The sequence below is a fragment of the Pseudomonas sp. 22490 genome, from assembly GCF_052044465.1.
GTDB classification, from domain to species: domain Bacteria; phylum Pseudomonadota; class Gammaproteobacteria; order Pseudomonadales; family Pseudomonadaceae; genus Pseudomonas; species Pseudomonas aeruginosa.
The window spans coordinates 92,353-112,040 of record NZ_JBQENS010000014.1 but is presented as its reverse complement, the minus strand read 5'-3'; the positions used below and the strand labels follow the sequence as shown (position 1 = coordinate 112,040).

Annotated in this window: 17 protein-coding genes; 11 read left to right on the top strand and 6 right to left on the bottom strand. The window is 67.0% G+C overall.

Going from position 1 to position 19,688, the window contains the following annotated elements; translation table 11 throughout:
* Positions 1-393 precede the first annotated feature (393 nt).
* The 7 genes from pstS to ACTJJX_RS17345 all read left to right on the top strand — a co-directional run bounded on the left by pstS (position 394) and on the right by ACTJJX_RS17345 (position 9,226).
* On the top strand, positions 394-1,365 hold the full coding sequence (gene pstS / locus ACTJJX_RS17375) for a phosphate ABC transporter substrate-binding protein PstS (RefSeq protein ID WP_003096673.1): 972 nt from the start codon (positions 394-396) through the stop codon (positions 1,363-1,365).
* Between the two features lie 422 nt (positions 1,366-1,787).
* Positions 1,788-3,821 (top strand): ABC transporter permease subunit, encoded by a 2,034-nt coding sequence (locus ACTJJX_RS17370; RefSeq protein ID WP_077688114.1) that lies wholly within the window; start codon positions 1,788-1,790, stop codon positions 3,819-3,821.
* A 19-nt stretch (positions 3,822-3,840) separates the two neighbouring features.
* A complete protein-coding gene (pstA, locus tag ACTJJX_RS17365) occupies positions 3,841-5,517 on the top strand; it encodes a phosphate ABC transporter permease PstA (protein WP_003096667.1) in 1,677 nt (558 codons plus the stop codon).
* A gap of 15 nt (positions 5,518-5,532) precedes the next feature.
* On the top strand, positions 5,533-6,366 hold the full coding sequence (pstB, locus tag ACTJJX_RS17360) for a phosphate ABC transporter ATP-binding protein PstB (RefSeq protein ID WP_003096663.1): 834 nt from the start codon (positions 5,533-5,535) through the stop codon (positions 6,364-6,366).
* A gap of 95 nt (positions 6,367-6,461) precedes the next feature.
* Positions 6,462-7,190, top strand: a complete 729-nt coding sequence (gene phoU, locus ACTJJX_RS17355) for a phosphate signaling complex protein PhoU (RefSeq protein ID WP_003096661.1) — start codon at positions 6,462-6,464, stop codon at positions 7,188-7,190.
* Positions 7,191-7,308: 118 nt separating this feature from the next.
* A complete protein-coding gene (locus ACTJJX_RS17350) occupies positions 7,309-8,211 on the top strand; it encodes a response regulator (RefSeq protein ID WP_016852268.1) in 903 nt (300 codons plus the stop codon).
* Positions 8,212-8,326: 115 nt separating this feature from the next.
* Positions 8,327-9,226 (top strand): peptidoglycan DD-metalloendopeptidase family protein, encoded by a 900-nt coding sequence (locus tag ACTJJX_RS17345; RefSeq protein ID WP_003096656.1) that lies wholly within the window; start codon positions 8,327-8,329, stop codon positions 9,224-9,226.
* 34 nt (positions 9,227-9,260) lie between these two features.
* On the opposite strand, the gene ACTJJX_RS17340 is transcribed toward ACTJJX_RS17345, so the two are convergent.
* The 3 genes from ACTJJX_RS17340 to phoB form a co-directional block, all read right to left on the bottom strand.
* Positions 9,261-10,601 carry a hemolysin family protein gene (locus ACTJJX_RS17340; RefSeq protein ID WP_003096655.1) on the bottom strand — a complete coding sequence of 447 codons (1,341 nt, stop codon included), beginning with the start codon at positions 10,599-10,601 and terminating at the stop codon, positions 9,261-9,263.
* A 102-nt stretch (positions 10,602-10,703) separates the two neighbouring features.
* On the bottom strand, positions 10,704-12,035 hold the full coding sequence (gene phoR / locus ACTJJX_RS17335; protein ID WP_003121316.1) for a phosphate regulon sensor histidine kinase PhoR: 1,332 nt from the start codon (positions 12,033-12,035) through the stop codon (positions 10,704-10,706).
* Positions 12,036-12,107: 72 nt separating this feature from the next.
* A complete protein-coding gene (phoB, locus tag ACTJJX_RS17330) occupies positions 12,108-12,797 on the bottom strand; it encodes a phosphate regulon transcriptional regulator PhoB (RefSeq protein ID WP_003096653.1) in 690 nt (229 codons plus the stop codon).
* Positions 12,798-12,973: 176 nt separating this feature from the next.
* Between phoB and ACTJJX_RS17325 the strand changes: the two genes are divergently transcribed.
* Positions 12,974-13,357 carry a COG4315 family predicted lipoprotein gene (locus ACTJJX_RS17325; RefSeq protein WP_003096652.1) on the top strand — a complete coding sequence of 128 codons (384 nt, stop codon included), beginning with the start codon at positions 12,974-12,976 and terminating at the stop codon, positions 13,355-13,357.
* Between the two features lie 23 nt (positions 13,358-13,380).
* Here ACTJJX_RS17325 and ubiA read toward each other — a convergent pair whose 3' ends face one another.
* The 3 genes from ubiA to glcC all read right to left on the bottom strand — a co-directional run bounded on the left by ubiA (position 13,381) and on the right by glcC (position 15,669).
* On the bottom strand, positions 13,381-14,271 hold the full coding sequence (gene ubiA / locus ACTJJX_RS17320) for a 4-hydroxybenzoate octaprenyltransferase (RefSeq protein ID WP_003104612.1): 891 nt from the start codon (positions 14,269-14,271) through the stop codon (positions 13,381-13,383).
* A 26-nt stretch (positions 14,272-14,297) separates the two neighbouring features.
* The gene (locus ACTJJX_RS17315) at positions 14,298-14,834 is read right to left on the bottom strand and encodes a chorismate lyase (protein WP_003114374.1); all 537 of its coding nucleotides are present in this window, start codon (positions 14,832-14,834) and stop codon (positions 14,298-14,300) included.
* A 79-nt stretch (positions 14,835-14,913) separates the two neighbouring features.
* Positions 14,914-15,669 carry a transcriptional regulator GlcC gene (gene glcC / locus ACTJJX_RS17310; protein WP_004352288.1) on the bottom strand — a complete coding sequence of 252 codons (756 nt, stop codon included), beginning with the start codon at positions 15,667-15,669 and terminating at the stop codon, positions 14,914-14,916.
* 204 nt (positions 15,670-15,873) lie between these two features.
* Here glcC and glcD point away from each other — a divergent pair, with 204 nt between their 5' ends.
* From glcD to glcF, 3 genes are read left to right on the top strand one after another with little or no spacing between them, the layout of a single operon-like run.
* A complete protein-coding gene (gene glcD / locus ACTJJX_RS17305) occupies positions 15,874-17,373 on the top strand; it encodes a glycolate oxidase subunit GlcD (protein WP_003104603.1) in 1,500 nt (499 codons plus the stop codon).
* Positions 17,373-18,452: a glycolate oxidase subunit GlcE gene (gene glcE, locus ACTJJX_RS17300; RefSeq protein WP_016852267.1), complete on the top strand. Its 1,080-nt coding sequence runs from the start codon at positions 17,373-17,375 to the stop codon at positions 18,450-18,452. The genes glcD and glcE overlap by 1 nt, the downstream gene beginning before the upstream one ends.
* 9 nt (positions 18,453-18,461) lie before the next feature.
* Positions 18,462-19,688, top strand: a complete 1,227-nt coding sequence (glcF, locus tag ACTJJX_RS17295; protein ID WP_003136271.1) for a glycolate oxidase subunit GlcF — start codon at positions 18,462-18,464, stop codon at positions 19,686-19,688.

Here is a 19,688-nt window from a genome sequence, read left to right as displayed (position 1 = left end):
AAACCCCTGGTCAGCGATGACCGGGGGTTTTGCTTTTGCGCGCGGAAAAAGGCGTGCTTCCTCGCTTCTTTTCTCGACTGCGAATGCCGGCGGCGACTGTCACAATTGCCCTGGAAACTACCCATCCTGCATGAAACGGATGGACGGCTACCTCCCCCAGGCGGATCGAAAACGCGCTCCAGAGGGCCTCCCCGGCCCCTCCGTGAAAGGCTGGAGCCCTTGTGTTTCCAGGCTTTTAGGGGTGTGGCAGGGCTTCTCCCAAGGCTTGCGGAAAAATGTCGGAAGGCTGATGGCATTTCATCCAACTGTCACATTCCTTTCATAGAGTCTTCATGCGGCCTGACGATACTGGCCCCCGTTCCATCCAACCCCATCCTGTCCAAGGAGCAAGGCATGAAACTCAAGCGTTTGATGGCGGCCCTGACGTTCGTCGCCGCAGGCGTAGGCGCCGCTTCCGCGGTAGCCGCGATCGACCCGGCGCTGCCGGAATATCAGAAAGCCAGCGGTGTGTCGGGCAACCTGTCGAGCGTCGGCTCCGACACTCTGGCCAACCTGATGACCATGTGGGCCGAGGAGTACAAGCGCCTCTATCCGAACGTGAACATCCAGATCCAGGCTGCCGGTTCTTCCACCGCGCCGCCGGCCCTGACCGAAGGCACCGCCAACCTGGGCCCGATGAGCCGCAAGATGAAGGACGTCGAGCTGCAGGCTTTCGAGCAGAAGTACGGCTATAAGCCGACCGCCGTCCCGGTCGCTGTCGACGCCCTGGCGATCTTCGTGCACAAGGACAACCCGATCAAAGGCCTGACCATGCAGCAGGTCGATGCGATCTTCTCCGCTACCCGCCTGTGTGGCAGCAAGCAGGACGTGAAGACCTGGGGCGACCTGGGCCTGACCGGTGACTGGGCGAAGAAGCCGGTGCAACTGTTCGGCCGCAACTCGGTTTCCGGCACCTACGGCTACTTCAAGGAAGAAGCCCTGTGCAAAGGCGACTTCCGTCCGAACGTCAACGAGCAGCCGGGTTCGGCTTCCGTGGTGCAGTCGGTCAGCCAGTCGCTGAACGGCATCGGCTACTCCGGTATCGGCTACAAGACCGCCAGCGTGAAGACCGTGGCCCTGGCCAAGAAGGAAGGCGCTGCCTTCGTCGAGGACAACGAGCAGAACGCCCTGAACGGCACCTATCCGCTGTCGCGCTTCCTCTACGTCTACGTGAACAAGGCGCCGAACAAGCCGCTGGACCCGCTGGAGGCTCAGTTCCTCAAGCTGGTTCTGTCCAAGACCGGCCAGCAGGTCGTGGTCAAGGACGGCTACATCCCGCTGCCGGCCAAGGTGGCCGAGAAGGCGATCAAGGAACTGGGCCTGTAATCCAGTGACTTGAGCGGATGGCCCAGCGATGGGCCGTCCAGGCATGAAGGCTCTGCCGGCGGGCGCTAGGATCCGCCGGCCTTTCCCGCCAGCGAGGCTCTGCTGGCGGGCTTTGTTGCGTCATGTTGCTGTCATCTGTCTGTCATACAGAGCCTTTAGGGTGTCACCCCATGAACGACATGGCCAACTCCCCGATGAACTCCTCCCTTGCTCCCGAGCGGATTGACTTCAATACGCCAGCCCTGCAACGCAAGCGCCGCATCCGTGCCCTCAAGGACCGCCTGACCCGCTGGTACGTGCTGGTCGGCGGCCTGGCCGTGCTGGCGGCGATCACCCTGATCTTCTTCTACCTGGCCTACGTCGTGCTCCCCCTGTTCCGCGGCGCCGACCTGGAGACCCGCGAAGCGCTGACTCCGGCCTGGATGCAGCAGGCGCAGGTGCCCCTGCTGCTCAGCATCGAGGAGCAGAACCAGGTGGCCATGCGCGTCGGCGGCCAGGGCGAGATTCTCTTTTTCAACGCCAAGACCGGTGTCGAACTGAAGCGTGTCGCTCTGCCGCTTCCGGCGGGCAGCGAGATCCGCTCGATCGCCCAGGACCAGCCGGGCAGCCCGACGGTCGCCCTGGGCCTGTCCAACGGACAGGTGCTGGTGTTCCAGCACACCTACAAGGTCACCTACCCGGACAACAAGAAGACCATCACCCCGGAGATCGCCTTCCCCTACGGCGAGACCCCGATCGGTCTCGATCCGCAGGGCCGCCCGCTGGAGCATGTGAGCATCAATGCCGGCGACGACAGCCTGCTGCTGGCTGGCTCCGTCGCCAAGCAACTGCTGCTGTTGAGCATGACTCGGGAAGAGAACATGCTGACCGGCGAAAGCACGCTGGACGAGGAGCGCATCGAACTCCCGCAGATCGCCGAACCGGTGAAAGCCATCTACCTCGACCCGCGCAAGCAGTGGCTGTACGTGATCAACGGACGTGCCACCGCCGATGTGTTCGACCTGCACAGCCGCCAGTTGAACGGTCGCTACAAGCTGCTGGAAGACCCCAACGCCGAGGTCACCGCGAGCACCCAGCTGCTGGGCGGCATCTCGCTGCTGGTGGGCGACTCCAAGGGTGGCATCGCCCAGTGGTTCATGGCTCGCGATACCGACGGCGAACCGCGCCTGTCGCACGTTCGCGACTTCAATCTGGATGGCGCGCCGATCAGCGCCATCGCTCCGGAACAACGGCGCAAGGGCTTCATCGCCCTGGACGAGAAGGGCAACCTCGGCGTCTTCCACAGCACCGCGCACCGTACCCTGCTGGTCCAGCCGGTCGCCGACTCTTCCGGGGTCATCACCCTGTCGCCGCGGGCCAACCGCCTGCTGCTGGAGCAGGGTGGCAAGATCCACCGCTTCGCCCTGAGCAACCCGCACCCGGAAATCTCCTGGAGCGCCCTCTGGGGCAAGGTCTGGTACGAGAGCTACGACAAGCCGGCCTACGTCTGGCAGTCCACCGCCGCGACCACCGACTTCGAACCGAAGCTGAGCCTCTCGCCGCTGACCTTCGGCACGCTCAAGGCCGCCTTCTACGCGATGATCCTGGCAGCTCCGCTGGCCATCGCGGCCGCCGTCTACACCGCCTATTTCATGGCTCCGGCGATGCGCCGCAAGGTCAAGCCGGTGATCGAGCTGATGGAGGCGCTGCCGACGGTGATCCTCGGCTTCTTCGCCGGCCTGTTCCTGGCGCCCTACGTCGAAGGCCACCTGCCGGGTGTGTTCAGCCTGCTGTTGCTGACGCCGCTGGGCATCCTTCTTGCCGGCCTGCTCTGGAGCCGCCTGCCCGAGCGTATCCGTCTGAGCCTGCCGGCCGGCTGGGAAGCCGCGCTGCTGATCCCGGTGGTGCTTGCCGTCGGCGCCTTCGCCCTGTGGCTGAGCCCGCACCTGGAGACCACCTTCTTCGGCGGCGACATGCGCCTCTGGCTGAGCCACGACCTGGGCATCACCTACGACCAGCGCAATGCCCTGATCGTCGGGCTGGCAATGGGCTTCGCGGTGATCCCGAATATCTTCTCGATCGCCGAGGACGCCATCTTCAGCGTGCCGCGCAGCCTCACCTACGGCTCCCTGGCCCTGGGCGCCACGCCCTGGCAGACGCTGACCCGCGTGGTGATCCTGACCGCCAGTCCAGGCATCTTCTCGGCGCTGATGATCGGCATGGGCCGCGCCGTCGGCGAGACCATGATCGTGCTGATGGCGACCGGCAATACCCCGGTGATGGAAGTGAATATCTTCGAGGGGATGCGCACCCTGGCGGCCAACGTCGCGGTGGAGATGCCCGAGTCGGAGGTCGGCGGCAGCCACTACCGCGTGCTGTTCCTCTCGGCGCTGGTACTGCTGACGTTCACCTTCGTGATGAACACCCTGGCAGAGCTGATCCGTCAGCGTCTGCGCAAGAAATACGCGTCGTTGTAAGCGGCGGAGGTATAGCTCTGTGAAACAGAAACAGGAAACCGTCAAAGCCTGGTTCGGCAGCGGCTCGCCCTGGGTGTGGATGAACGCCGGCGCGGTGTCGATCGCGGTGATCATGACCATCGGCCTGCTGGCGGTGATCGCGGTACGCGGCCTCGGCCACTTCTGGCCGGCGAACGTCATCGAGGCGACTTACCAGATCCCTGGCGAAGCCGCCAAGACCGTGATCGGCGAGGTGGTCCAGGCCGAGGAAGTGCCGCGCGCGCGCCTGCGCAGCGCCGGCATGCCGGTCCCGGAGGCCGGCCCCGAATTCATGACCCGCGAGCTGCTCAAGCTGGGCAACCGCGAGCTTTACGGCAGCGATTTCTCCTGGGTCGTCGGCGAGTGGCTGCAGGACATCAAGCGTCCCGAAGCGCTGATGGTTCTCGAACGCCGCGAGTGGGGCAACTTCTACGGCTACCTGCTGAGCGTCAAGGAGAACGGCCAGGTGGTCGCCGAAGGCGACGCCGCGGTAGGCGAACTGCAGAAGCGCATGCAGCGGGTGGATGACCTCTACGCCAAGCTCTACAAGCTGGAGAAGGGCGACATCGGCGGGATCAACCACGGTCTCGAGCGCCTGCGCCTGAAAGAGCGCAAGTTGCAGTTGGACGGCAAGCTGGACGCCGCCGCCCAGGCCGACCTGGCCGCCGAGCGCAGCGAGTTGCAGGCGCGCTACAAGGTCCTGGAAGAGCAGCTCAACGGCCTGCACCAGGAGTTCAACCGCGACAGCGTGGTAATGCGCGACGCCAGCGGCCGCGAGAGCGAAATCACCCTTGGCAAGCTGGTGCATGCCTACCAGCCCAACGCCATGGGCCTGGGCACCAAGATGACGGTGTACTTCAAGAAGCTCTGGGAGTTCCTCAGCGACGATCCGCGCGAGGCCAATACCGAGGGCGGTATCTTCCCGGCGATCTTCGGCACCGTGATGATGACCCTGGTGATGGCGCTGATCGTCACCCCGTTCGGCGTGATCGCTGCGGTCTACCTGCGCGAGTACGCCAAGCAGGGGCCGCTGACCCGGGTGATCCGCATCGCCGTGAACAACCTCGCCGGCGTACCGGCGATCGTCTACGGCGTGTTCGGCCTGGGTTTCTTCGTCTACGTGCTGGGCGGTTCCATCGACCGGCTGTTCTTCCCCGAGGCCCTGCCGGCGCCGACCTTCGGTACCCCCGGGCTGTTCTGGGCCTCGCTGACCCTGGCGATCCTCGCCGTGCCGGTGGTGATCGTCGCCACCGAGGAAGGCCTGGCGCGGATTCCGCGCGCGGTCCGCGAAGGCTCCCTGGCGCTCGGCGCGACCAAGGCGGAAACGCTGTGGAAGATCGTCCTGCCGATGGCCAGCCCGGCGATGATGACCGGCCTGATCCTCGCCGTGGCCCGTGCCGCCGGCGAAGTGGCGCCGCTGATGCTGGTCGGCGTGGTGAAACTGGCACCGTCGCTGCCGGTCGACGGTAACTATCCGTACGTGCATCTCGACCAGAAGATCATGCACCTCGGTTTCCATATCTACGACGTCGGTTTCCAGAGCCCCAACGTCGAGGCCGCACGGCCGCTGGTATACGCTACGGCGTTGCTGCTGGTCGTGGTGATCGCCCTGCTGAACTTCTCCGCCATCGCGATCCGCAATCGCCTGCGCGAGAAGTACAAGGCCCTGGAAAACTGATTGAGGGAGCTTCCCATGCAAAACGAGACCGCCAGCCACGGCATCAACTTCGATGCGCTCGGCCGCGACCGCCAGAGCCTCGACCTGGCTTCCGAAAGTGTCGAACTGGAAGTGCCCGGGCTGAACCTGTTCTACGGCGCCAAGCAGGCCCTGTTCGACGTCCGGATGAACATTCCGAAGCAGCGCGTGACCGCCTTCATCGGCCCGTCCGGCTGCGGCAAGTCGACCCTGCTGCGCTGCTTCAACCGGATGAACGACCTGGTGGATGGCTGCCGCGTCGAAGGCGAGATTCGCCTCGATGGCCACAACATCTTCGCCAAGGGCGTCGACGTCGCCGAGCTGCGCCGTCGCGTCGGCATGGTGTTCCAGAAGCCCAACCCGTTCCCCAAGAGCATCTACGAGAACGTGGTCTACGGCCTGCGTATCCAGGGCATCAACAAGAAGCGCGTACTTGACGAGGCCGTCGAGTGGGCGCTGAAGGGGGCTGCGCTGTGGGAGGAGGTGAAGGATCGCCTGCACGAGTCCGCCCTCGGCCTGTCCGGTGGCCAGCAGCAGCGCCTGGTGATCGCCCGGACCATCGCGGTGGAACCGGAAGTGCTGCTGCTCGACGAGCCGTGCTCGGCGCTGGACCCGATCTCCACGCTGAAGATCGAAGAGCTGATCTACGAGTTGAAGTCGAAGTTCACCATCGTCATCGTTACCCACAACATGCAGCAGGCCGCGCGGGTTTCCGACTATACGGCGTTCATGTACATGGGCAAGCTGATCGAGTTCGGCGACACCGATACGCTGTTCACCAACCCGGCGAAGAAGCAGACCGAAGACTACATCACCGGCCGCTACGGCTAGCGGCGCGTCCGGAGGCGCGGCGATACCGCTGCCTCCGGCGCTCTCCGTAGCTCGTTGATGTCACCGGTCGCAGCGGCTCCAGAAGGATTCCCCACATGATCAACAAAGACAGTCTCACCCATCACATCTCCCAGCAGTTCAACGCCGAGCTGGAGGATGTGCGCAGCCACCTCCTGGCCATGGGCGGGCTGGTGGAAAAGCAGGTCAACGACGCGGTCAACGCGCTGATCGACGCCGACTCCGGCCTCGCCCAGCAGGTCCGCGAGATCGACGACCAGATCAACCAGATGGAGCGCAACATCGACGAGGAGTGCGTGCGTATCCTCGCCCGGCGTCAGCCGGCGGCCTCCGACCTGCGCCTGATCATCAGCATCTCGAAGTCGGTGATCGACCTCGAGCGGATCGGCGACGAGGCCTCCAAGGTCGCCCGCCGCGCCATCCAGCTGTGCGAGGAAGGCGAGTCGCCGCGCGGCTACGTCGAGGTTCGGCACATCGGCAGCCAGGTACAGAAGATGGTGCAGGAGGCACTGGACGCCTTCGCCCGCTTCGATGCCGACCTGGCGCTGTCCGTGGCGCAGTACGACAAGACCGTCGATCGCGAGTACAAGACCGCCCTGCGCGAGCTGGTCACCTACATGATGGAAGACCCGCGGGCGATATCCCGCGTGCTCAACATCATCTGGGCCCTGCGCTCGCTGGAGCGCATCGGCGACCATGCGCGCAACATCGCCGAGCTGGTGATCTACCTGGTTCGCGGCACCGACGTTCGCCACATCGGCCTGACCCGCATGAAGGAAGAGGTCGAGAACAACCGCGGCGAGTGATCTTCCGCAGGCAAGGCTCCCTTGACCTGGAGCCTTGTTTCTTCGCGCGACTGCAGCAAGGCTTGGCATCCTGCCAGCAGGGGAGGCTATCCTAGGCGGACCTGTCCAGGAGAAGTCGATGAGCAAAGTCAGCGCGCTAGTGGTGGATGACGCCCCCTTCATCCGAGATCTGATGAAGAAAGGGTTGCGCGACAACTTCCCCGGCCTTCATATCGAGGAGGCCGTGAACGGCCGCAAGGCCCAGCAACTGCTCAGTCGGCAGAACGTCGACCTGATCCTCTGCGATTGGGAGATGCCGGAGATGTCCGGCCTCGAACTGCTGACCTGGTGCCGTGCCCAGGAAAACCTCAAGACTACCCCGTTCATCATGGTCACCAGTCGCGGCGACAAGGAGAACGTGGTCCAGGCGATCCAGGCCGGGGTGTCGGACTACATCGGCAAGCCATTCTCCAATGACCAACTGGTGGCCAAGATCAAGAAGGCCCTGAGCCGCAGCGGCAAGCTGGAAGCCCTGGCGGCCCACGCGCCGCGCCGGGAGATCGCCAGCGGCATGGCCAACGATTCGCTGGCCGCCCTGACCGGTGGTCGCGCCGAGGTGATCAAGCCCGCCGCCAGTCCGGCAAAACCGGCCCCCGCGCCGAAGCCGGCTTCGGCTCCCCAGGCCAGCGCGCGTCCCGCCGGCAGCGGCAACCCGCTGGGCCAGGCGCAATTGCGCCTGCCGCAGAGCAGCATGCCCTGCGTGATCAAGGCGGTCAGTCTGAAGGAAGCGCAACTGGTGGTGAAGCGCGCCGACCTGTTGCCGCAGGTGCTGGAAAGCGCGGTGCTGGACCTCGAGGAAAACAGCGACGTGGCGCGCCTGAACGGCTACCTGCACGCCATCGCCGCGCTGGAGCCGAAGCCGGATAGCGATTGGCTGCTGTTGACCCTGCGTTTCGTCGACCGCGACCCGCAGAAGCTCGACTACCTGTCGCGCCTGATCGCCCGCGGAAGTACCCAGAAGCACTACGTTCCCGGCGCCTGAGCGGTTTTTTCCCGACGATCCGTTCACAGCCCGCTCGCTGTCGTCTCGCCCTGGCAATAAAGCGCTGCTAGTCTTGCCGATTCGGGATAACCAGAACGACACGATCCGTGCAGTCATGCTAGGGCGCCTTCTCCTTCTCTGTGGCCTGTTCGCCGCGGCAGCTCCGGCTGCGGCCCTGACCATCTACAAGTACACCGACGCCAATGGCGTGGTGACCTACTCCGACCGCGCCGTGGCCGGGGCGCAGGTGTTCGTCTTCCGCGACCGGATGGTCGAGCACCTGGAACGGGAAGTGAAGCTGGAGACGAAGAAGCACGCGGGTGGCGAGACCCTGCAGGTGCGCAACGACCTCTACGCGCCGGTCGAGGTCGAGTTGCGGATCCGCAACCCGCGCAATGCCGTTGGGGTGCCCGACGGGCCGATTCGCTGGGTGGTCCCGGCGCGCAGCCAGGTGCGCCTGGCGACCCTGGCGCCGCGCAAGGCCGGCAAGCCGATGAGCTACACCCCGAAGCTGCGTTACGCGCTCGGCGACCCGCGCCAGCAGCCACTGCTCTATCGCTATCCGCTGCCCTGGCGCGGCGGGCCGTTCCGCCTGTCCCAGGGCGCCAATGGCAAGTACAGCCACTTCACCCCCAAGGGCCGCTACGCGATGGACATCGCCATGCCCGAGGGCACGCCGATCATCGCCGCCCGCGGCGGCACCGTGGTGAAGATCGAGAACAACCAGAGCGGGCGCGGCAACAATCCCTCGGGCAACTTCGTCCGCATCCTGCACGACGACGGCACCATGGGCGTCTACCTGCACCTGATGCGCCATTCGGTACTGGTCGCCGAGGGCCAGCGGGTCCAGGTCGGCACGCCGCTGGCGCGCTCCGGCAACACCGGCAACAGCAGCGGGCCGCACCTGCACTTCGTGATCCAGCGCAACGTCGGCCTGGCGCTGGAGTCGATTCCCTACGACTTCGCCCAGCCGGTCGACAGCCTGCCGAACTTCGCCATCGTCCGCGAGCCTTGAAAAGTCGCCGGCGCCGTGGCGGCGCCGGCTCGTCTCAATCGAGCTTGACCACCTTGGCCAGGACGATCTTCGGACCGCGCATCTTCTTCACGATGATCCGCAGGCCCTCGGTGTCGAGGACTTCCTCTTCCTCCGGCACCCGCTTCAGGGTGTCGTAGACCAGCCCGGCGAGAGTGTCTGCCTCGACATGATCGAGGTCGATGCCGAGCAGGCGCTCGAGCTTGAACAGCGGTGTGTCGCCGCGCACCAGCAGCTTGCCCGGCTGGTAGGCGAGGATGCCGCGCTCGGTCTTGCGGTGTTCGTCCTGGATGTCGCCGACCAGCACTTCCAGCACGTCCTCCATGGTCAGGAAGCCGACCACCTTGTGATCGGCCTCTTCCACCACGGCGAAGTGCGCGCCGCCCTTGCGGAACTGCTCCAGCAGGCGCGACAGCGGGGTGTGCTTGGTGACGATCTCCAGCGGGCGCACCAGTTCGTCGAGGTCGAAGGTCTCCGGCAGGCTGTCCAGGGCGGACAGCGCCAGCAGCAGGTCCTTGATGTGCAGCAGGCCGATGAACTCGCCCTTGTGGCTGTCCCAGACCGGGTAGCGGCTGTACTTATGGCGGCGGATCACCGCGAGGATGTCCGCCAGCGGCGCGTCGTGCTCGAGGTAGACCAGGTCTTCGCGGGAGTTGGCCCAGTCGACCACCTCCAGTTCGCCCAGCTCCACCGCCGAGGCCAGCACGCGCATGCCCTGGTCGCTGGGGTCCTGGGCGCGGCTGGAGTGGAGGATCAGCTTCAGTTCGTCGCGGCTGTAGTGATGCTCGTGGTGCGGGCCGGGCTCGCCCTGGCCGGCGATCTTGAGGATGGCGTTGGCGCTGGCGTTGAGCAGCCAGATCGCCGGGTACATCAGCCAGTAGAAAAGGTACAACGGCACCGCCGTCCACAGCGACAGCAGTTCCGGTTTGCGGATCGCCCAGGACTTGGGCGCCAGCTCGCCGACCACGATGTGCAGGTAGGAAATGATGAAGAACGCGGTGAAGAAGGAGATCCCGCGGATCAGTTCGTCGGAATGCACGCCGATCATCGCCAGCAGCGGTTCCAGGAGTTCGGCGAAGGCCGGCTCGCCGACCCAGCCCAGGCCCAGGGAGGCCAGGGTGATGCCCAGCTGGCAGGCGGACAGGTAGGCGTCCAGCTGGTTGTGAACCTTGCGCAGGATGGCGCCGCGCCAGCCGTGCTGCTTGGCGATGGTTTCCACGCGGGTGGCGCGGAGCTTGACCATGGCGAACTCGGCGGCGACGAAGAAGCCATTGAGCAGGACGAGGAAAAGCGCGAAGAGGATCAGGCCGGCATCGGCGAAATAGGTGGCGATGCTGGTACTAGGAGAAGGGTCCATGGGGGTGTGCGGTAGCCAAAAGGCCCTTAAGAATGAGGGGCTGTGTCGTCGCTTGCAAGCCTTGGCCGTGCCGACGCCGGCGGCGCGGCACTGCGACGAGGTTCACTTCGGCGCCTTGCGCTCGGCCTCGGCGACCTGCGCCGGGGCGAAATGGCAGGTGAAGGTGCTGCCCTTGCCGGGCACGCTGCTGATTTCCAGGCGCGCGCGGTGGCGGATCAGCACGTGCTTGACGATGGCCAGGCCGAGGCCGGTGCCGCCGGTGTTGGAGGCGCGGCTGGAGTCCACCCGGTAGAAGCGCTCGGTCAGGCGCGGCAGGTGCTTGGGGTCGACGCCGATACCGGTGTCCTGCACCGACAGGTGCGCGCCCTGTTCGTCGGCCCACCAGCGGATGCGGATCTCGCCTTCGTCGGGGGTGTACTTCACCGCGTTGAATACCAGGTTGGAGAAGGCGCTGCGCAGTTCCGCCTCGCTGCCCTTGAGCTGCACAGCGGGTGCGGCGTCCAGGCTGATGCGGTGGTTGCGCCCGGCGGACAGGGCCTGGGCGTCGTTACGGATGCTGGCGAGGAGAGCGTCCACCGCCACCGGCTTGTTGTCGCCGGGGTAGTCGGTGGCCTCCAGCTTGGCCAGCAGGAGCAGGTCGTTGAGCAGGTTCTGCATGCGTCCGGCCTGCTGCTGCATCTGCTGCAGGGCGCGCAGCCAGCGCGGGTTCACATCCTCGACGTTGTCGAGGAGGGTCTCCAGGTAGCCGGCGATCACCGTCAGCGGCGTGCGCAGCTCGTGGGAGACGTTGGCCACGAAGTCCTTGCGCATCTGCTCCAGCTGGTGGACGCGGGTGACGTCGCGGACCAGCATCAGGTGCTCGCGGTTGCCGTAGAGGGTGATGTGGAATTGCAGGCGCAGGCGCTCGTTGATCGGCGAGGGGATTTCCAGCGGCTCGCGGTAATCCTCCTGGTCGAAGTATTCCTTGAAGCGCGGATGGCGGATCAGGTTGCTCACCGGCTGGCCACCGTCCTGCGGGGTCTTCAGGCCGAGCAGGTTTTCCGCGGCGAGGTTCCACCATTCCAGGTTGCCGTCGCTGTCGAGCATGATCACCGCGTCACGCAGGGCCGCGGTGGACTCCTGGATCCGGTCGATCACCGCCTGCAGGCGGCCACGGGCGCGCTGGTTGCGGCGTTGCAGGTGGTAGATATTGTCGAAGACTTCGCCCCAGAGGCCGTAGCTGTCCGGCGGTGGCTCGTCTGGCTGGTGGTTGCGCAGCCACTGGTGCAGGCGCAGTAGCTGCCAGAGGGTCCAGCCGAGGTAGAGAGCCAGGCCGAGGGCCAGGGCCCAGCCGTAATGGCCGCTGACCACGCCGAGCACGAGGCTGGCGGCCAGCACGAGAAGCAGGTGGCGGATCAGCGCTCCACGCCAGTCTTGGTTCACGACGGATTGCATCCTGTCCAGTGGCGGTCCGTCACGGACCGTCCAGGGGAAACGACTCCGGCCGCTGGGCGGCCGGGAGCGGGGTCAGCTCTTGGTGGAGAAACGATAGCCGGTCCCGCGGACAGTCTGAACCAGATTTTCGTAGACCTCGCCGAGCGCCTTGCGCAGGCGGCGGATATGCACGTCGACGGTGCGCTCCTCGACATAGACGTTGCCGCCCCAGACCTGGTCCAGCAGTTGGCCGCGGGTATAGGCGCGTTCCTGGTGAGTCATGAAGAACTGCAGCAGGCGGTACTCGGTGGGGCCCATCTCGGCCGGCTTGCCGTCGATGGTCACGCGGTGGCTGATCGGGTCCAGCAGCAGGCCGCCGACCTCGATCGGCGCCTCGCTGTCGCCAGGCCCGGTGCGGCGCAGCACGGCCTTCAGGCGGGCGACCAGCTCGCGGGGCGAGAACGGCTTGGTGATGTAGTCGTCGGCGCCGACCTCCAGGCCCTGGATCTTGTTGTCCTCCTCGCCCTTGGCGGTGAGCATGATGATCGGGATGTCGACGGTCAGTTCGTCACGCTTCAGGCGTCGCGCCAGTTCGATGCCGGAAGTGCCGGGGAGCATCCAGTCGAGCAGGATCAGGTCCGGCTTGCGGTCGACGATCACCGCGTGCGCCTGCTGGGTATTTTCCGCCTCCAGGCACTCGTAGCCGGCCATCTCCAGGGCCACGGCGATCATCTCGCGAATCGGTGCTTCGTCATCAACGATGAGGATTGTCTTGCCAACCATGGTCTTGCCTCGGGTCGATCTGTCTTGCGCCGCATTAGATAACGAAATTGTGTCAGGTATGTGACACAACGGCGTAGTTTCCGCCGACTGCCCGCGGCGGGGCTATGCTCAACAGGTTCCGGTGCCGTCCCTGCGGGCGGCGAACGCTCCACCTGAAGACACAGGAGAGAGACGCGATGAACAGAATCCACCTGGCGCTGGGTCTGGCGCTGGCCCTGCCGGCGTTCGCCGCGCTGGCCCAGGAAACGGTGGCGCCGGCCACCGAGAAGGACGGCGTGCTGGTCGATGGCAAGGGCATGACGCTCTATACCTACGACAAGGACAGCGAAGGGCAATCCGCCTGTTCCGGGCAGTGCGCGAAGAACTGGCCGCCGCTGGCAGCGGCCCAGGGAGCGCAGGCCAGCGGCGACTGGAGCCTGGTCGCTCGCGAGGACGGCACCCAGCAGTGGGCCTACTACGGCAAGCCCCTTTATACCTTCATCCAGGACAAGAAGCCTGGCGACAAGAACGGTGACGGCAAGATGGGCGCCTGGCACGTCGCCCAGCCGGACATGGACTAGATGGTCGCCGGCCTGCGCGCCGCTCAACGCAGCGCGTAGTCGGCGACCGTGCCGAGGAAGATCGCCAGGCCAGCCCAGTGGTTGTGCAGGAAGGCGCGGAAGCAGGCCTGCGGGTCGCGGTCGCGGGTCGACCAGGCTTCCCAGACGAAGCAGGCCGCCGCCACCGCCAGGCCGAGGTAGAAGCACAGGCCCAGTTCGAAGCGGTTGCCGGCCAGCACTAGCAGGAGCAGGGTCAGGCCCTGCAGGCTGCCGATGATCAGGCGGTCGGCATCGCCGAAGAGGATTGCGGTGGACTTGATGCCGATCTTCAGGTCGTCCTCGCGGTCGGTCATCGCGTAGTAGGAGTCATAGGCGACCGTCCACAGCACGTTGGCCAGGAACAGCAGCCAGGCGCTGGCCGGCAATTCGCCGCGCTCGGCGGTGAAGGCCATCAGGATGCCCCAGGAATAGGCGGCGCCCAGCACCACCTGCGGATAGTAGGTGTAGCGCTTCATGAAGGGGTAGAGCGAGGCCACGGCTACCGCGCCGAACGACAGCCAGACGGTCGTTGCATTGGTCAGCAGGACCAGGCCGAAGCTCAGCGCGACCAGGACGGCGAAGGTGATCCAGGCCTCGCGCACGCTGATCTTGCCGGTGGCCAGCGGGCGCGCCTTGGTGCGTGCGACATGGCCGTCGAAATTGCGGTCGGCGAAATCGTTGATCACGCAGCCGGCGGCGCGCATCAGGATGACGCCGAGGACGAAGATCAGCAGGTTCTTCAGTTCCGGCACGCCGTCCGCGGCGATCCACAGCGACCAGAGGGTCGGCCAGAGCAGCAGGTAGATGCCGATCGGCCGGTCCAGCCGCACCAGTTGGACGAAGTCCCAGGCGCGGGGGTGCAGGCGGGCCAGCGGCTTGATCAGGGTGACGAACATGGGGACCTCCGGAGTCGACCGGGGGATTATACGTCGGCGATTCCCGCCTGGTCCCACAGGCGCGGTAGGTACACCTCCGCCACCAGCACCCCGAGCGCGCCGCGGGAAAACCGTGAGCGACGGCCCCAGAGACCCTCGGCGCGGACCTCGGCGGGCAGACCGGCCGCCGGATAGCGGCAGACTTCGATGGGCCCGCGCTCGAAGGCGCTGTCGCTGAACAGCAACTCGCCCAGCGAGCGGGTGCCGAGCAGCGCCAGGTCGAAGCCCGAGCCTTCCAGGGCGCTGCGCGCCGCCACGCTGCGGGCGAACACCCAGGGACGGTCGTGGCCATGCAGGTAGACCTCGCGGACCCAGCCGCTACTGCCGGTAGGGACGTCGAGCCCCTGGCATTCGTCGTCGCGCAGGGTCTGCCAGCCTTCCAGCAGGGGTTCGACGCGGAACGCGCCGTCGGCCAGGGCGGTCAGGCGCCGGGTCAGCGACCCCTCGTCGAACAGCCAGTCGAGGACGGCGGGGGAGACGCTGGACAGTTGGTCGGCGCGAAGCCAGAGCGCATTGCTGGGCATGACGGGACTACGAGACGGCGGCAGAAGGCGGCGAGGGTAGCACGTTCGGCCGGCGGCCGGTCTGCGACGCGGTGGCGCGTCACCCCCAGCCGTTCAGGCGCAGGGTGGCGCGGACCAGGCGCTGTTCTTCCTGCTCGATCTCCCGCAGGTTGTCGCGGATGCTGTGGATATGTTCGCGCGCCGCCCGTTGCGCCTGGTCCGGCTGGCGCTCGCGGAGGGCCGCGTAGAGGCGCGCGTGCTGGCGGTCGATCTGGCGTTTCTGCGGCGGCCGGTGATAGAGGTTGTTCACTGAGGCGAACACCGTGCTCAGCAGCAGTTCGTTGAGCGATTGCAGGGTATGCACCAGCACCGGATTGTGCGATGCCTCGCTGATCGCCCGGTGGAACGCGTGGTCGCGGCGGGCGTGCTCGCGGGGATCGATCGGCTGGGCTTCCTCGTGGCTGGCGAGCATCTCTTCGTAGCGTCGGGCGAGCAGGACGAAGTCTGCCTCGGTGCCGCGTAGCGCTGCCAGGCGGGCCGCCTCGCCCTCCAGCAGGGCGCGGACTTCGAGCAGGTCGTAGAGGGTGCGCGGCTGGGAGCCGAACAGGTGCATCAGCGGGCTGGCGTCGGCGTTGCGGTCGAGGTCGGCGACGAACGACCCACGGCCATGCTCGGTGTCGATGATGCCGCGCCCGCGCAGCGCCCGCAGGCCCTCGCGCAGGGCCGAGCGCGAGCAGCCGAGCTTGGCCACCAGGCGCCGCTCGGACGGCAGTGCCTGGCCGACCTTGAGCACGCCGTCGACGATCAACCGCTCGATACGCTCTGCGACCTGGTCGGCCACCCGCTGTTTCTGCATGGAAGCTCCCGTTGCACTGGTAGGACCAGTTGGCTGTCGTTACTCACTATAGAAGCTCAGGGACTTTCTAGCATGCGCCTCATGCCCATGGCTCCTGGTGATACTGGTAGGACCAGTTAGACGCCTGCTGGACCCCGGCGTCCGCGCGGTACAGGCTGTGGACGCTTGCTGATCCCGCCGACAACCACAACAAGGACAGCCGCCATGAACATCCTCTACGACGAGCGTCTGGACGGTCCGCTGCCGCAGGTGGACAAGGATGGCCTGCTGGCCGAGTTGCGCCTCCGCCTGCCCGACCTCGAACTGCTGCACGCCGCGGAAGACCTGCGTCCCTACGAGTGCGACGGACTCTCGGCGTATCGCTGCACGCCGTTGCTGGTGGCATTGCCGGAACGCATCGAACAGGTTCAGGGCCTGCTCGCCCTCTGCCATCGGCTGAAGGTGCCGGTCGTGGCGCGTGGTGCCGGCACCGGCCTGTCCGGCGGCGCGCTGCCGCTGGAGAACGGCGTGCTGCTGGTGATGGCGCGTTTCCGGCGGATCCTCGAGATCGATCCGCTGGGTCGTTTCGCCCGGGTCCAGCCTGGCGTGCGCAACCTGGCGATCTCCCAGGCCGCTGCCCCTCATGGTCTGTACTACGCACCGGACCCGTCCTCGCAGATCGCCTGCTCCATCGGCGGCAACGTCGCGGAGAACGCCGGCGGCGTGCATTGCCTGAAGTACGGCCTGACCGTGCACAACCTGTTGCAGGTGGACATCGTGACCCTGGAAGGCGAGCGCCTGAGCCTGGGGTCCAGCGCCCTGGACAGCGCCGGCTTCGACCTGCTGGCGCTGTTCACCGGCTCCGAAGGGCTGCTCGGCGTGGTGGTGGAGGTCACCGTCAGGCTGTTGCCGCGCCCGCCGGTGGCGAAGGTCCTGCTGGCCAGCTTCGACGATGTGGAAAGCGCCGGGCGGGCGGTGGCCGACCTGATCGGTGCCGGCATCGTCCCGGCCGGGCTGGAAATGATGGACAACCTGTCGATCCGCGCCGCCGAGGATTTCATCCACGCCGGTTACCCGGTCGACGCGGCGGCGATCCTGCTCTGCGAACTGGATGGCGTGGAAGCCGACGTGCACGAGGATTGCGAGCGGGTCCGCGAGCTGTTCGAGGCGGCTGGCGCCACCTCGGTGCGACAGGCCCAAGACGAGGCCGAGCGCCAGCGCTTCTGGGCCGGGCGCAAGAATGCGTTTCCGGCGGTCGGGCGGATTTCCCCCGATTACTACTGCATGGACGGCAGCATCCCGCGCCGCGAGCTGCCGCGGGTGCTGCATGGCATCGCCGAGCTTTCGCGCGAATACGGCCTGCGGGTGGCCAATGTATTCCACGCCGGCGACGGCAACATGCACCCGCTGATCCTCTTCGACGCCAACCTGGCGGGCGAGCTGGAGCGCGCCGAAGCGCTGGGCGGCAGGATCCTCGAGTTGTGCGTAGCGGTAGGCGGCAGCATCACCGGCGAACATGGCGTCGGCCGCGAGAAGATCAACCAGATGTGCGCTCAGTTCAATGCCGACGAGCTGACCCTGTTCCACGCCGTGAAGGCGGCGTTCGACCCGGCCGGGCTGCTCAATCCCGGCAAGAACGTGCCCACCCTGCATCGCTGCGCCGAGTTCGGCGCCATGCACGTCCGCCACGGTCGACTGCCGTTCCCCGAACTGGAGCGTTTCTGATGAGCCAGCCGTATTTCGATGCGGACGCTGGCGCCGACCATGCCGGCGCGCTGCTCGAGCGGGTCCGCGACGCCCTGGCGCGGCGCGCGCCGCTGCGCATCGTCGGTGGCGATAGCAAGGCGTTCCTCGGCAGGCCGGTTGCGGGCGAACCGCTGGCGCTCGCCGAACACCGTGGGATCGTCGCCTACGATCCCTGCGAACTGGTGATCACCGCCCGTGCCGGTACGCCGCTGGACGAGCTACAGGCCGTGCTGGCGCGCGGCGGGCAGATGCTTGCCTGCGAGGCGCCGGGTTTCGGCGGCCGGGCGACGGTCGGCGGGGTGCTCGCCAGCGGCCTGTCCGGACCGCGCCGGCCCTGGGCGGGAGCGGTACGCGATTTCGTCCTCGGGACGCGGCTGATCAGTGGCCTGGGCACCCACCTGCGCTTCGGCGGCGAGGTGATGAAGAACGTCGCCGGCTACGACCTGTCGCGGTTGCTGGCGGGCAGCTTCGGTTGCCTCGGGGTGGTCACCGAAGTGTCCTTCAAGGTGCTGCCCATGCCGCGCTGCCAGGCCGGCCTGAGCCTGGACCTGCCGGTGGCGACGGCGTTGCGCAAGCTGGCCGAGTGGGGAGGCCAGCCATTGCCGATCAGTGCGGCCTGCCACGACGGCGAAGCCCTGCGCCTGCGCCTGGAGGGCGGCGAGGGCTCGGTACGCTCGGCGCGCGACCGCCTCGGTGGCGAAGCGCTCGAGGACGGCTTCTGGGCCGACCTGCGCGAGCAGCGCCTGCCGTTCTTCGACGACCCGCGACCGCTCTGGCGCCTGTCGCTGCCGGCGCTGGCGCCGGAGACGCCGTTGCCCGGTCGTCAGTTGCTGGACTGGGGCGGGGCGCTGCGCTGGCTGAAAAGCGACGCGCCGGCCGCGGACATCCGTGCGTGGGCCGCCGCCCATGGCGGTCATGCCACCTGCTACCGCGCCGGCCATCTCGATGCGCCGTTCCAGCCGCTACCGCCTGGACTGCTCGGCCTGCACCGGGCACTCAAACGCCAGCTCGACCCGCAGGGCATCTTCAATCCCGGGCGGATGTACGCCGAACTCTGAGGAGGCGCGATGCAAACCAACCTCTGCGATTCCGCCCGGCAACGCGCCGAGGCCGCCGAAGCCGAGCGCATCCTGCGCAGCTGCGTGCACTGCGGTTTCTGCAACGCCACCTGCCCGACCTACCAGGAGCTGGGCGACGAACTCGACGGCCCGCGCGGACGGATCTACCTGATCAAGCAGTTCCTCGAGCGCGACGAGGCCAGCGAGCGCACCCGCCTGCACCTCGATCGCTGCCTGAGCTGCCGCAACTGCGAAACCACCTGCCCATCCGGAGTCGAGTACCACAAGCTGCTGGATATCGGCCGCGACCTCCTCGCCGAACGCCTGCCGCGCGGCTTCCGGCAACGCCTGCTGCGCGACGGGCTGCGCCTGCTGGCCCCGCGCCCGGGGTTGTTCGGCGCGCTGGCCGGCGCTGCCGGGCGGCTGAGGCCTCTGCTGCCTGAGGCGATGCAGGGCAAGCTGCCACGTCGGGTCGCGGCGCCGGGCAGGCGGCCGCAGCCCCGGCATGCGCGGCGCGTGCTGCTGCTCGAAGGTTGCGTGCAGCCGGCGCTGTCGCCGAACACCAACGCCGCCGCCGCGCGGGTTCTGGACCGCCTGGGAATCAGCGTGACGCCGGCGGCCGCGGCCGGCTGCTGCGGCGCGCTGGATTTCCACCTGGATGCGCAGGAGCGCGGCCGCCAGCGCGCGCGGCGCAATATCGACGCCTGGTGGCCGTTGCTGCGCGAGGGTGCCGAGGCCATCGTGCAGACCGCCAGCGGCTGCGGCGCCTTCGTCAAGGACTACGCCTACCTGCTGCGCGACGACCCACGGTACGCGGACAAGGCGCGCGAGGTCGCCGCCGCTGCCCGCGACCTGGTGGAAGTGCTTCGCGACGAGCCGCTGGAGTCCCTCGGCCTGCGCTGCGACCAGCGCCTGGCGTTCCACTGCCCATGCACACTGCAGCACGCGCAACGACTGGGCGGGGCCGTGGAGGCGGTGCTGCGGCGACTGGGCTTCCATCTCACCGAGGTGGCCGACGGTCATCTCTGCTGCGGGTCCGCCGGCACCTACTCGCTGACCCAGCCGGCGCTGTCCCGGCGTCTGCGCGACAACCGCCTGGACGCCCTGGAAAGCGGCGCGCCGGATGTCATCGCCACGGCCAACGTCGGTTGCCAGGCCCATCTCGACGGGGCCGGACGGACCCCGGTACGCCACTGGATCGAGCTGCTCGACCAGGCCTTGCCCGGAGGAGAGTGA

Excerpts from the sequence above, each read along its gene's own strand:
- ubiA (WP_003104612.1), bottom strand. The coding sequence starts at position 14,271 with ATGTTCGTCACCCTGATCAAGCCGCTGGCCCGCCTGCACCCCCGCGCC.
- phoU (WP_003096661.1), top strand. The coding sequence starts at position 6,462 with ATGATCAACAAAGACAGTCTCACCCATCACATCTCCCAGCAGTTCAAC.
- ACTJJX_RS17325 (WP_003096652.1), top strand. The coding sequence starts at position 12,974 with ATGAACAGAATCCACCTGGCGCTGGGTCTGGCGCTGGCCCTGCCGGCG.
- ACTJJX_RS17370 (WP_077688114.1), top strand. The coding sequence starts at position 1,788 with ATGCAGCAGGCGCAGGTGCCCCTGCTGCTCAGCATCGAGGAGCAGAAC.
- glcD (WP_003104603.1), top strand. The coding sequence starts at position 15,874 with ATGAACATCCTCTACGACGAGCGTCTGGACGGTCCGCTGCCGCAGGTG.
- ACTJJX_RS17340 (WP_003096655.1), bottom strand. The coding sequence starts at position 10,601 with ATGGACCCTTCTCCTAGTACCAGCATCGCCACCTATTTCGCCGATGCC.
- pstB (WP_003096663.1), top strand. The coding sequence starts at position 5,533 with ATGCAAAACGAGACCGCCAGCCACGGCATCAACTTCGATGCGCTCGGC.
- ACTJJX_RS17315 (WP_003114374.1), bottom strand. The coding sequence starts at position 14,834 with ATGCCCAGCAATGCGCTCTGGCTTCGCGCCGACCAACTGTCCAGCGTC.
- pstS (WP_003096673.1), top strand. The coding sequence starts at position 394 with ATGAAACTCAAGCGTTTGATGGCGGCCCTGACGTTCGTCGCCGCAGGC.
- ACTJJX_RS17350 (WP_016852268.1), top strand. The coding sequence starts at position 7,309 with ATGAGCAAAGTCAGCGCGCTAGTGGTGGATGACGCCCCCTTCATCCGA.
- phoR (WP_003121316.1), bottom strand. The coding sequence starts at position 12,035 with ATGCAATCCGTCGTGAACCAAGACTGGCGTGGAGCGCTGATCCGCCAC.
- ACTJJX_RS17345 (WP_003096656.1), top strand. The coding sequence starts at position 8,327 with ATGCTAGGGCGCCTTCTCCTTCTCTGTGGCCTGTTCGCCGCGGCAGCT.
- glcE (WP_016852267.1), top strand. The coding sequence starts at position 17,373 with ATGAGCCAGCCGTATTTCGATGCGGACGCTGGCGCCGACCATGCCGGC.
- glcC (WP_004352288.1), bottom strand. The coding sequence starts at position 15,669 with ATGCAGAAACAGCGGGTGGCCGACCAGGTCGCAGAGCGTATCGAGCGG.
- glcF (WP_003136271.1), top strand. The coding sequence starts at position 18,462 with ATGCAAACCAACCTCTGCGATTCCGCCCGGCAACGCGCCGAGGCCGCC.
- phoB (WP_003096653.1), bottom strand. The coding sequence starts at position 12,797 with ATGGTTGGCAAGACAATCCTCATCGTTGATGACGAAGCACCGATTCGC.